Source organism: Curtobacterium sp. VKM Ac-2865 (assembly GCF_015350905.1).
GTDB lineage: Bacteria > Actinomycetota > Actinomycetes > Actinomycetales > Microbacteriaceae > Curtobacterium.
Genome location: NZ_JADKRZ010000001.1, coordinates 891692 through 903766, shown reverse-complemented (window position 1 = coordinate 903766; position 12075 = coordinate 891692). Strand labels below are relative to the sequence as shown.

Annotated in this window: 11 protein-coding genes; all 11 read left to right on the top strand. The window is 71.1% G+C overall.

The window, feature by feature from the left end; genetic code table 11:
- The first annotated feature begins 1 nt into the window (after position 1).
- The 11 genes from ITJ54_RS04315 (at position 2) to nrdR (ending at position 12075) form a co-directional block, all read left to right on the top strand.
- Complete coding sequence (locus tag ITJ54_RS04315; protein ID WP_194626027.1) at positions 2–727, top strand: YggS family pyridoxal phosphate-dependent enzyme; 726 nt, start codon at positions 2–4, stop codon at positions 725–727.
- Positions 728–772: 45 nt separating this feature from the next.
- Positions 773–1345, top strand: a complete 573-nt coding sequence (locus tag ITJ54_RS04310) for a cell division protein SepF (RefSeq protein WP_194626026.1) — start codon at positions 773–775, stop codon at positions 1343–1345.
- 117 nt (positions 1346–1462) lie between these two features.
- Entirely contained in the window at positions 1463–1759 is a 297-nt protein-coding gene (locus tag ITJ54_RS04305; protein ID WP_323741589.1) for a YggT family protein, read from the top strand.
- Between the two features lie 196 nt (positions 1760–1955).
- Complete coding sequence (locus ITJ54_RS04300) at positions 1956–2648, top strand: DivIVA domain-containing protein (RefSeq protein WP_194626025.1); 693 nt, start codon at positions 1956–1958, stop codon at positions 2646–2648.
- A gap of 2 nt (positions 2649–2650) precedes the next feature.
- Positions 2651–3328: a signal peptidase II gene (lspA, locus tag ITJ54_RS04295; protein ID WP_228508206.1), complete on the top strand. Its 678-nt coding sequence runs from the start codon at positions 2651–2653 to the stop codon at positions 3326–3328.
- Positions 3325–4254: an RluA family pseudouridine synthase gene (locus ITJ54_RS04290; RefSeq protein ID WP_194626024.1), complete on the top strand. Its 930-nt coding sequence runs from the start codon at positions 3325–3327 to the stop codon at positions 4252–4254. Before lspA ends, ITJ54_RS04290 begins: the two co-directional genes overlap by 4 nt.
- A gap of 144 nt (positions 4255–4398) precedes the next feature.
- Positions 4399–7881, top strand: a complete 3483-nt coding sequence (dnaE, locus tag ITJ54_RS04285) for a DNA polymerase III subunit alpha (protein WP_416354891.1) — start codon at positions 4399–4401, stop codon at positions 7879–7881.
- 23 nt (positions 7882–7904) lie between these two features.
- Positions 7905–8717 (top strand): hypothetical protein, encoded by an 813-nt coding sequence (locus ITJ54_RS04280; RefSeq protein ID WP_194626022.1) that lies wholly within the window; start codon positions 7905–7907, stop codon positions 8715–8717.
- On the top strand, positions 8714–10216 hold the full coding sequence (locus tag ITJ54_RS04275) for a hypothetical protein (RefSeq protein ID WP_194626021.1): 1503 nt from the start codon (positions 8714–8716) through the stop codon (positions 10214–10216). The genes ITJ54_RS04280 and ITJ54_RS04275 overlap by 4 nt, the downstream gene beginning before the upstream one ends.
- Positions 10217–10268: 52 nt before the next feature.
- Positions 10269–11576 (top strand): histidinol dehydrogenase, encoded by a 1308-nt coding sequence (gene hisD, locus ITJ54_RS04270; RefSeq protein WP_194626020.1) that lies wholly within the window; start codon positions 10269–10271, stop codon positions 11574–11576.
- A 13-nt stretch (positions 11577–11589) separates the two neighbouring features.
- A complete protein-coding gene (nrdR, locus tag ITJ54_RS04265) occupies positions 11590–12075 on the top strand; it encodes a transcriptional regulator NrdR (protein ID WP_071276085.1) in 486 nt (161 codons plus the stop codon).

The following is a 12075-nucleotide window of genomic DNA, read 5'->3' as shown; positions in this document are numbered from 1 at the left end:
CGTGAGCGACACCGACCAGCGCGAGCCGAGCCTCCCGTCCACACCCGGACTGGAGGCTCGGCTCGCGTCCGTCAGGAGCGCCGTCGCCGACGCGGCGCAGGCCGCAGGTCGGTCCGCCGACGACCTGACGCTCATCGTGGTCACGAAGTACCACCCGGCGTCGCTCGTGGCCGAGCTCGCCGCGCTCGGCGTGACCGACGTGGGGGAGAACCGCCACCAGGAGGCCCAGGCCAAGGCCGCGGAGCTGGCCGACCTCGGACTCACCTGGCACTTCGTCGGGCAGCTGCAGTCGAAGAAGGCCCGCCAGGTGCGCCGGTACGCCCACGTCGTGCAGTCGCTCGACCGGGACTCCGTCGTCGACGCCTTCGCGCCGACGTCCGAGGAACCCGAGCCACCCGTCATCGACGGCTTCGTGCAGGTGAACCTCACCGACGACCCCGGTCGTGGCGGCGTGCAGCCCGGCGACGTGGACGCGATGGTGGAGCGCATCGTCGGCACCGGCACGATCGCCCTGCGCGGCGTGATGGCCGTCGCGCCGCTCGACGAGGAGCCCCGTGCCGCCTTCGCCAGGCTCCGGTCGATCTCCGAGCGCGTCCGCCTCGCGGTGCCCACGGCGACCGACATCTCCGCCGGAATGAGCGGCGACTTCGCCGAGGCGATCGCCGAGGGCGCGACACACCTGCGGATCGGGACGGCAATCACCGGAAACCGGCCTGCCGCACCCTAGCCTCGTCACAGGGCAACCCCGAGCACGCACACTCCTGGAGGAACCATGGCCGGTCCGTTGAAGAAGACGATGGTCTACCTCGGCCTCGCCGACGAGGAACTCGAGTACGAGGACGAGCAGCCCGCGCAGACCCAGTCGCGCGCGCCGCAGCAGTCCACCGCACCCGCTGCCCAGCAGCACGAGACCCCCGCTCCGGCTGCTGCGGCTCCGGCGGCGGCACCCGCCGCGGCTGCCCTCGAGGCCAAGGCCCCGCACACCCACCAGCGCGGCGCCCAGGTCACTCCGCTGCGCCGCTCGCACACGACCGCACAGAAGGCGACCCCGGTCCAGGAAATGAACGAGATCCTCACCGTCCACCCGCGCGAGTACAAGGACGCCCAGTCCATCGCCGAGAGCTTCCGCGACGGGATCCCCGTCATCATCAACCTCTCGCAGATGACCGAGTCGGACGCGCGTCGCATGATCGACTTCGCGAGCGGACTGTCGCTCGGCCTCTACGGCAAGATCGAACGCGTCACGAACAAGGTCTTCCTGCTCTCGCCGGCCCACGTCGCAGTGAGCGGTGAGGCGCCCGAGGTAGAGTCCGACATCGAGGCGTCCTTCTTCGCCCAGTCCTGAGTCGTCGCGTCCCTCAGGTCCCGACCACCGTCGTGACCAGGGGGCGCCGCCCAGGCCCACCCGCCCCGTGGTCGGCGTCCCCGTGACACCGGCCACCCGAGCCGAGCGAGCCGCACCGTGTCCTCGATCTTCACGATCCTGTACTTCCTCCTCCTGCTGTACTTCTTCGTCATGTGGGGGCGGTTCGCGTTCGACATGGTGCAGGCGTTCAACCGCTCCTGGCGTCCGCGCGGCGGCATGCTCGTCGTCGCGAACGCGGTCTACTCGCTCACCGACCCGCCGATCCGCACGGTCCGTCGTGCGCTCCCGCCGCTCCGGATGGGAGCCGTGGCGCTCGACTTCGGCTGGTCGATCGTGATGCTCGTCGTGATCATCCTGATGAGCGTCGTCCGGGTCATCTCCGCCGCGGTCTGACCCGCCCCTCCCGGCCCGTGTCTCGTCCGAGACGCGCCGCGCCGTGGCCACGATCACGGATCAGGGCCGCGCTCGGTGTACGGTGGTCGGGATCGATGCCCGCCTCCGCGGGCATCCGCACCGAGGGCCCTGCTGGTACATTCACAGCGGGACGTCCCGGTTCCACACGTTCAGCAGTTCTATTGAGGTGACGGCAATGGCTTTGACGCCGGAAGACGTAGTCAACAAGCGGTTCCAGCCGACCAAGTTCCGCGAGGGCTACGACCAGGACGAGGTCGACGACTTCCTCGACGAGGTCGTGGTCGAGCTGCGTCGCCTGACCCAGGAGAACGAGGAGCTCCGACAGCGCCTGCAGGCCGCCGAGTCGGCGCCGAAGCCGGCCGCTGGCGCCGAGCCCGCTCCCGCTCCGACCCCCGAGCCCGAGCCGGAGCCGGCCCCCGTCGCCGCCGCTCCCGAGCCGGCACCGGTCGCCGCCGCGGCTCCGACCACCACGGTCAACCCGGACGAGGACACCGAGGGCACCACGAACCTCCTGACCCTCGCCCGTCGTCTGCACGAGGAGCACGTCCGCGAGGGCGTCGAGAAGCGCGACGCGCTCATCGCCGAGGGCCAGGCACAGGCAGCACGTCTGGTCTCCGAGGCCGAGTCGAAGCAGCGTCAGATCATCGCCGACACCGAGAACACCAACCGCCAGCGCGTGCAGGTGCTCGAGGGCGAGCAGCGCCAGCTCGAGGGCAAGATCGACGAGCTCCGCACGTTCGAGCGCGACTACCGCGCCCAGCTGAAGAGCTACATCCAGGGCCAGCTCAACGAGCTCGACACCCCGTCGGGCACCGAGCAGTCCGGCTTCACGCCCGCGCCCGCATCGGCGCAGGGCTTCGGCAACTGACGTTGTCCCAGCAAGACCAACGAGCGAAGGTCAGTGTCCGCGCTATCGCGGCACTGGCCTTCGCCGCTGTCGTGGTGGTGGTGACCGACCAGGTCGTGAAGGCGATCGTCGTCGCGAACCTGCCGTACGGGCAGGTCGTGCCGGTCCTCGGTCGGGCCCTGCAGTTCCTCTACGTGCGCAACCCCGGAGCCGCGTTCTCGTTCGCGGTCAACATGACGTGGGTGTTCTCGGTCGTCTCCGCGGCGGTCGTCGTCGCGATCATCGTCTTCGCCCGGCGGATCCGCTCCATGTGGTGGGCGATCGTCCTCGGCATGCTGCTCGGCGGCGCGCTCGGCAACCTGCTCGACCGGCTCTTCCGAGAGCCCGGCTTCGGGCGCGGCCACGTGGTGGACTTCATCTCGACGCCGTGGATGATGCCTGCGATCTACAACATCGCCGACTCCTTCATCTGCGTGAGCATGGTCGTGTTCGTGCTGCTCGTCGTCCTCGGGGTGAACCTCGACGGCACCAGGACGGTGTCGGAGAAGCAGCGCAAGGCCAGCCAGCAGGCTCATGACGCGTCCGCCACGGAGGCTGCGGTCGCTGACGGGGTCCCCGACTCCGGGACCGCCGCCGACGGGGCGGGCGCCACCCGCGCCTCCCGGCCTGCCGACGACTCGCTCGGGCACGACGCGACGTGACCGAGTCACGCAGCCTGCCCGTCCCCGACGGGCTCGCCGGTGAGCGTGTCGACGCCGCCCTGGCGAAGCTGCTCGGGTTCAGCCGGTCCTTCGCGGCCGACGTCGTCGCTGCCGGCGGTGTCCGGGTGGACGGCGTCACCGCCGAGAAGTCCGACCGCCTGCACGGCGACGCCTGGCTCGAGGTCGAGTGGACGCCGAAGGAAGCCCCGCGCATCGTCCCGGCGCACGTCCCGGGGATGACGATCGTGCACGACGACGAGGACATCGTCGTCGTCGACAAGCCCGTCGGCGTCGCCGCACACCCGTCGCCCGGGTGGGACGGCCCGACCGTCCCCGGTGGGCTGGCCGCGGCGGGGTTCACGATCGCGACGTCCGGGGCCGCGGAACGTGCGGGCATCGTGCACCGGCTCGACGTCGGGACGAGCGGCCTGATGGTCGTCGCGAAGACCGAGCTGGCGTACACGCACCTGAAGCGGGCGTTCAAGGAGCGCACGGTCGAGAAGGTCTACCACGCCCTGGCGCAGGGGCACCCGGACCCGACCTCCGGCACCGTGGACGCGCCGATCGGCCGACACCCCTCGAGCGACTGGAAGTTCGCGGTCACCTCGGACGGCAAGCCGAGCGTCACGCACTACGAGACCCTCGAGGCCTTCCGGTCGGCGACGCTCCTCGAGGTGCACCTGGAGACCGGGCGCACCCACCAGATCCGCGTGCACATGGCCGCGACGCGCCACCCGCTCGTCGGCGACACGATGTACGGCGCCGACCCGGTGCTCGCCGCCGAGCTCGGGCTGACGCGGCAGTGGCTCGACGCCGTCCGGCTGGGCTTCGCGCACCCGCGCACGGGCGACTGGGTCGAGTTCCAGGCGGAGTACCCGGACGACCTGCGGGTCGCGCTCGACCGGATCCGGGCCGCCTCGCTCTGACACGCGGACGGTTCCGTCGACACGCCCGTGGGTGTCGCCGGCCGCGGTTAGGCTGTCTGCGTCCCACACGCAGTTCGTTCGACCGGAGGCCCCGTGGCGAGTTCCGACTCCTTCGTCCACCTGCACGTGCACAGCGAGTACTCGATGCTCGACGGCGCCGCGCGACTGAACGACCTGGTCGCCGAGACGGCAGCGCAGGGCATGCCGGCCGTGGCGGTGACCGACCACGGCAACATGTTCGGCGCGTTCGAGTTCTGGAAGGCCGCCAAGGCCGGCGGTGTGAAGCCCATCATCGGGACAGAGGCCTACATCACGCCCGGCACCCACCGGTCCGACAAGACCCGTGTGCGGTGGGGCGACGGTGGCGGGGACGACGTCTCCGGTGCCGGGTCGTACACGCACATGACGATGTTCGCCGAGAACACCACGGGCATGCACAACCTGTTCCGGTTGTCGTCGAAGGCCTCGCTCGAGGGCTACTACTTCAAGCCCCGCATGGACCGCGAACTCCTCAGCGAGCACCACGAGGGCATCATCGCGACCACCGGGTGCCCGTCCGGGGAAGTCCAGACGCGCCTGCGCCTCGGCCAGTACGACGAGGCCATCAAGGCCGCGGCCGACTTCCGCGACATCTTCGGCAAGGAGAACTACTTCGCCGAGATCATGGACCACGGCCTCGAGATCGAGCGCCGCATCATGGGCGACCTGATCCGCCTGGCGAAGGACCTCGGCCTGCCGCTCGTCGGCACGAACGACCTGCACTACACGCACTCGCACGACGCCAAGTCGCACGCGGCGCTGCTCTGCGTGCAGTCCGGCTCGACGCTGAACGACCCGAACCGGTTCAAGTTCGACGCCGACGAGTTCTACCTCAAGACCCCGCAGCAGATGCGGCACCTGTTCCGCGACAACATCGAGGCCTGCGACAACACGCTGCTCATCGCCGAGCGGTGCGACGTCGAGTTCGACACCTCGGCGAACTACATGCCGAAGTTCCCGGTGCCGGACGGCGAGACCGAGCACACCTGGTTCGAGAAAGAGGTCGCGAAGGGGCTGCAGTACCGCTACCCCGGCGGCATCTCGAAGGAAGTGCAGGACCGCGCCGACTACGAGGTCGGGATCATCAACCAGATGAACTTCCCGGGGTACTTCCTCGTCGTCGCCGACTTCATCAACTGGTCCAAGGACAACGGCATCCGCGTCGGCCCCGGCCGTGGTTCCGGCGCCGGATCGATGGTCGCCTACGCGATGCGCATCACCGACCTCGACCCGATCCGGCACGGCCTGATCTTCGAGCGCTTCCTCAACCCGGACCGCGTCTCGATGCCCGACTTCGACGTCGACTTCGACGACCGGCGCCGCGGCGAGGCCATCAAGTACGTCACCGACAAGTACGGCAGCGAACGCGTCGCGCAGATCGTCACGTACGGCACGATCAAGGCGAAGCAGGCGCTCAAGGACTCCTCGCGCGTCCTCGGTTTCCCGTTCGGCATGGGCGAGAAGCTCACGAAGGCGATGCCGCCGCCCGTGATGGGCAAGGACATCCCGCTCACCGGGATCTTCGACAAGGAGCACCCGCGCTTCAAGGAGGCCGTCGACGTCCGCACCGTCGTCGAGACCGACCCGGAGGCGAAGACGGTCTTCGACACGGCCCTCGGGCTCGAGGGCCTGAAGCGCCAGTGGGGCGTGCACGCCGCCGGCGTCATCATGTCCAGCGACCCGCTGATCGACATCATCCCGATCATGAAGCGGGAGCAGGACGGCCAGATCGTCACGCAGTTCGACTACCCGGCATCGGAGTCGCTCGGCCTGATCAAGATGGACTTCCTGGGCCTGCGGAACCTGACGATCATCAGCGACGCCCTGGACAACATCAAGTCCAACCGCGGCACCGACCTCGACCTCGAGCACATGGGGCTCGAGGACGCCGAGGCGTACGCGCTCCTGCAGCGCGGCGACACGCTCGGGGTCTTCCAGCTCGACGGCGGCCCGATGCGTGGGCTGCTGCGGCTGATGAAGCCGGACAACTTCGAGGACATCTCCGCGCTCATCGCCCTGTACCGTCCGGGCCCCATGGGTGCGAACTCGCACACGAACTACGCGCTCCGCAAGAACGGTGAGCAGCCCATCACGCCGATCCACCCGGAGCTCGAGGAGCCCCTGGCGGAGATCCTCGGCGGGACCTACGGCCTGATCATCTACCAGGAGCAGGTCATGGCCATCGCGCAGAAGGTGGCCGGGTTCTCGCTCGGTCAGGCGGACATCCTCCGTCGCGCGATGGGCAAGAAGAAGAAGTCCGAGCTGGACAAGCAGTACGCCGGCTTCGAGCGCGGCATGCTCGACAACGGGTACTCGGCCGCTGCGATCAAGACGCTGTGGGACATCCTGCTGCCGTTCTCCGACTACGCGTTCAACAAGGCGCACTCCGCCGCGTACGGCGTCGTCTCGTTCTGGACGGCGTACCTCAAGGCGCACTACCCGGCCGAGTACATGGCAGCGCTGCTGACGTCCGTCGGTGACGCCCGCGACAAGCTCGCGCTCTACCTCAACGAGTGCCGCCGCATGGGCATCCGGGTGATGCCGCCGGACGTCAACGAGTCGATCGGCTTCTTCGCCGCCGTCGGGAACGACATCCGCTTCGGCATGGGCGCGATCCGCAACGTCGGGTTCAACGTCGTCGACGACATCGTCAAGGCGCGGAAGGAGAAGGGCGCCTTCGACTCCTTCCACGACTTCCTCCGGAAGATCCCGATCTCGTCCGCCAACAAGCGGACCGTCGAGTCGCTCATCAAGGCCGGGGCGTTCGACGAGTTCGGCGACACCCGCCGTGCACTCGTCGAGATCCACGAGGGCGCGGTCGAGGCCGCGGTGAAGATCAAGCGCGACGAGGTCCACGGCAACGTGGGCTTCGACTTCGACTCCCTCTTCGCCGAGGTCGCCGAGGAGCAGCCGACGGTCGCCGCGGTGTCCCAGGTGCCGGAACGCCCCGAGTGGTCCAAGCGCGACAAGCTCGCGTTCGAGCGGGACATGCTCGGGCTGTACGTGTCCGACCACCCGCTGGCGGGGCTCGAGATCGAGCTCGCGAAGCACCAGTCGATCACCATCGCCGACCTCATCGGTGCCGACGACTCCGTGGAGGGCGAGACCGTCACGGTCGCGGGACTCCTGACGAGCGTGCAGCACCGCGTGGCGAAGACGAGCGGCAACCCGTACGGCATCGTCCAGATCGAGGACTTCGGCGGCGAGATCGGCGTCATGTTCCTCGGCAAGACGTACCAGGAGTTCGGGCCGTCCCTGGTGGCGGACTCGATCGTCGTCCTGCGCGGTCGGGTCAACGTCCGTGACGACGGCAAGGCGCTGCACGCCGTGAGCATGTTCCAGCCCGCCCTCGGCGACGTGATGGGCTCCGGCCCGCTGACGCTGTCGGTGCCGGAGCGGCAGGCCACCACCGAGACGGTGACCGAGCTCGCAGCGGTCCTCGGCCGACACACCGGCGACACCGAGGTGCGGCTCCGGCTGCTCAAGGACGACGTCGCTCGGACCTTCGAGCTGCCGTTCCCGGTGAACCTGACCCCGGACCTGTTCGGCGAGCTGAAGAGCCTGCTCGGCCCGCGCTGCCTGGTGTAGCGCGGTCCTCCGGGAGTACGAGCGTGGAACGCCCAGGACGCCCCGACCCCGAGACCCTGACGGCCTTCGGGGTCGCCGGGGTGCTGCCGGAACCGCTGTCCGGCGGGCGTGGGCTCACCTGGCGCGTCGGCGACCTCGTGCTGCGGCCGCACGGCGACCCGACCGAGGCCGCGTGGAAGGCCGACGTGCTGGCCGGGCTCCCGCACACCGCGGAGTTCCGGACGCCAGGACCTGTCCCGACGCGGGACGGGTCGTGGCTCCACGGCGGGTGGGAGGCCTCCACCTGGGTCGAGGGCGCGACGGACGAGTCCCGTGTGCGAGACGTCATGCGTGCCGGCGCCGCGTTCCACCGTGCCCTCGCCGACCTGCCTCGCCCGGCGTTCCTCGACACGACGGACGACCCCTGGAGCCGTGCGGACCGGATGGTGTGGGGCGAGACCGCACTGCCGCAGGACCCGACGCTCGAGCGGCTGGCGGCGGCGTTCCGACCGGTCGGTGCCCCGGCGCAGCTGATCCACGGCGACCTGCTCGGCAACGTGCTCTTCGCGCCCGGCGTGCCACCGGCCGTGTTCGACTGGGCGCCGTACTGGCGGCCCGCCGGGCTCGGGGCGGCGATCGCGGCGGTCGACGCCGTGTGCTGGCACGGCGTGCCGCTCGACGCCCTCGGGCCGCTCGGTGCCGGTGTCCCCGCGTGGTCGCGGCTGCTCGTCCGGGCGCTGGCGTTCCGGATCGCCACGCTCGTGCTCCTCGGGGCGTGGGACCGGGTCGCCGCGGACCACCACCGCCCCGTCGTCGCCGCGGTCACGGCAGCGGGCTGGGGTACCGTGCTGGCATGACTCGGGGGAGCACCAGGACGACCGCACGCGCCACGACCAGGACGCTGGCGGCCATCACGGCTGCGGTCCTCGCACTCGCGGTGGCGGGGTGCAGCAACCACCTCGACGCAGGGTCGGGTGCCGGCGACGACTTCGCGGAGCACTTCCGGTCGGTCGAGGGCATCGCGAGCGTGGACGGAGGCGGCACCAACAACCTGCCGTTCTCCGGGAAGGCCTCGGTGGACGCCGAACTCGAGCCGGGCCTGTCCGATGCGCGGGTCACCGCGCTCGTCGACGACATGGGCCGGTACATGGCGGAGCACGCGAACGGCTCGCTGTCCTGGAGCGGCCGGGTCGTCGTCGACGGCTACCGGATCCCGCTCGCGGCGAAGAAGACGCCGAACCACCGGGTGCTCCGGGCGCTCGAGTCGGTGCGACACGACGAGCGCTTCGAGGGCGGGACGATCGCCCGGTCGGACGTCGCCCTGGGCGCTGCCGACCCGGACGACCTCGCCGCCGCGTGGGACCGTGCGCGTCGGGTCGCGGCCGCCGTGCCCCACCTCTCGCCGGGCACGACGATCGCCTACGCCGGTCGACCCGACGATGACGACGACTTCTCCCCGTGGTCGTCCGCGGCATGGGTGGTGTCGTCGTCGGACCGCGAGGCCAGGGACTTCCCCGACGTCGCACGGCCGCCGTCGGACTCCTCAACCCCGAGCCCGAGCCCGATCCCCGGGACCGCACCGCCGCTCGACGAGACGGACCTCGGGTCGCTCGTGCGCGACGTGGCGGCGGTCCCGGGGACCGACGGTGCCGTCGTCACGCCCTCGACCGTGTCGGTCCACACGGAGACCGCCGCGCAGGCGACCGGCGTCCGGACGGCCGTCGCGGCGCTGCTGCCGACCGGCGTGCAGCTGCTGGTGTCGGGCGGGGACGTGCACCGGTCGGGAGCGGGGGAGTACGCGGCACCCGACCGGATCGTCGCCGCCGTCGCTGCCACCGGTGTGCACACCACGCGGGTCGAGGAGACACCGACCAGCGTCGGGTTCGTCGTGTCGGACACGGCGGCGGCGCGAGCGGTCGCGAGCGCGGTCGGTGCCGTCGCCGACCCCGGTGCCGTCGAACGGATCGACGTCGCGTCCAGCGAGGACGCGCTCGGGGCCGACCGGCAGCCGGAGACGGGGTTCGCGGTGTCCGCCGGCCCGTCCACGATCGTCCGGGCCGCGGCGGTCGTGACGGCGGTCGCCCCGTGGTCACCCGCGGCCGTGCTGCTGCCGTCCGCCGGTGGCCGGGCGACCGAGCTCTGGCTCAGCGTCCCGTCGACGTCGGCGTTCCCGGCGCTCACCAGGGCGGTGCGTCCGCTCGGGCTCGACGGCGCGTCCGTCCAGGTCCGGCTGGCGAGCGGCAGCGTCCTGAACGTCACCGTGCACGACGAGCTCGACGTCTCGGACGCCGGCACCGACGCCGCGGCCCGTCGCGCCGCGGACGAGCTCCGGACGGCCTGGCGGGACGCGGGCTGACGCACGCCGGAGGCACGGGGAGGTCAGGGGTGCTCGCTACGCTGGAGCCCTCATGATGCAGCGAATCGACCTCCGCGGCGGCCTCCCCGCCCGTGCCGAACTCCTCCGACTCATGCCCCGAGCCGTCGGCGACGTCGGGCATGCGGTGGACGCCGCCCGGGTGCTCGTCGACGACGTGCGCGACCGCGGTGCCGACGCACTGCGCGAGCAGGCCGAGCGGTTCGACGGGGGAGCCCCTGCGCACGTCCGGGTGCCAGCCGCCGAGATCGCCGCCGCGGTCGCCGGGCTCACGCCGCAGCTCCGCACCGCCCTCGACGAAGCCATCACCCGCGTCCGCGCCGCGAGCGCTGCGCAGGTCCCGCAGCCGTCCGTGACCACCCTCGGCGACGGTGCCGAGGTGCACCAGCGCTGGCAGCCGATGCGTCGCGTCGGGCTCTACGTGCCGGGCGGCAAGGCCGTCTACCCGTCCAGCGTCGTGATGAACGTCGTGCCGGCGCAGGTCGCCGGTGTCGGCTCGATCGCGCTCGTGTCGCCGCCGCAGCGTGACCACTGCGGCGCCGTGCACCCGACGATCCTCGCCGCGGCGGGGCTCCTCGGTGTCGACGAGGTCTACGCGATGGGCGGGGCCGGCGCGATCGGTGCGCTGGCGTACGGCGTCGCCGAGATCGGCCTCGACCCGGTCGACCTGGTCACCGGCCCGGGCAACAACTACGTCGCAGCGGCGAAGCGCCTGGTGCGTGGCGTCGTCGGCATCGACTCCGAAGCCGGCGCCACCGAGATCCTCGTCATCGCGGACGACTCCGCCGACCCCGGGTTCGTGGCGGCCGACCTCATCAGCCAGGCCGAACACGACGAGCAGGCCGGCAGCGTGCTGGTGACGACGTCCGCGACCTTCGCCGACGCGGTGGAAGCCGCCATCCCGGAACGCACGGCCGCCCTCGGGACGGCCACGCGCCTCCAGGCCGCACTCGACGGCCCGCAGTCCGCGGTCGTGCTGGTGGACTCGCTCACCGACGCTGCCACGGTGAGCAACGCCTACGGGCCGGAGCACCTCGAGATCCAGACCGTCGACGACGACGCCGTGCTCGCGGACATCGACGCGGCCGGCGCGGTCTTCGTGGGGCCGAGCACGCCGGTCAGCCTCGGCGACTACCTCGCCGGGTCGAACCACGTGCTGCCGACGGGTGGTCAGGCGCGCTTCGGGTCCGGGCTGTCCGCGTCGACGTTCCTCCGGCCGCAGCAGGTCATCCGGTACACGGCCGCGGCCCTGGCCGAGGTGGCCCCGCACATCGTCGCGCTCTCCACCGAGGAGCAGCTGCCGGGGCACGGTGCCGCCGTGACGGAGCGCGTGAACCGATAGCCTTGGCGGTGCCATGTTCTGCCCCTTCTGCCGCCACCCGGACTCCCGCGTCGTCGACTCCCGCACGAGCGACGACGGCACCTCCATCCGCCGACGCCGCCAGTGCCCGAACTGCGGCCGCCGTTTCTCGACCACCGAGACGGCGTCGCTGAACGTGGTCAAGCGCAACGGGGTGCTCGAGCCGTTCTCGCGGGAGAAGATCATCTCCGGCGTGCGCAAGGCGTGCCAGGGACGACCCGTCACCGACTCCGACCTGGCGGTGCTCGCGCAGCGCGTGGAGGAGATCGTGCGGTCCTCCGGGGCCAGCCAGATCGACGCCAACGACATCGGCCTGGCGATCCTCGACCCGTTGCGTGAGCTCGACGAGGTCGCCTACCTCCGCTACGCCAGCGTCTACCAGGCGTTCGACTCGCTCGAGGACTTCGAGTCAGCGATCGGTCAGCTCCGCATCGACCACCACGACGGCCCGCGCACGGCGACCACCGGGGCGGACGCGTGA

Coding starts and splice junctions, on each gene's coding strand:
- hisD (WP_194626020.1), top strand. CDS start 10,269: ATGATGCAGCGAATCGACCTCCGCGGCGGCCTCCCCGCCCGTGCCGAA.
- ITJ54_RS04310 (WP_194626026.1), top strand. CDS start 773: ATGGCCGGTCCGTTGAAGAAGACGATGGTCTACCTCGGCCTCGCCGAC.
- ITJ54_RS04300 (WP_194626025.1), top strand. CDS start 1,956: ATGGCTTTGACGCCGGAAGACGTAGTCAACAAGCGGTTCCAGCCGACC.
- dnaE (WP_416354891.1), top strand. CDS start 4,399: ATGCTCGACGGCGCCGCGCGACTGAACGACCTGGTCGCCGAGACGGCA.
- nrdR (WP_071276085.1), top strand. CDS start 11,590: ATGTTCTGCCCCTTCTGCCGCCACCCGGACTCCCGCGTCGTCGACTCC.
- ITJ54_RS04275 (WP_194626021.1), top strand. CDS start 8,714: ATGACTCGGGGGAGCACCAGGACGACCGCACGCGCCACGACCAGGACG.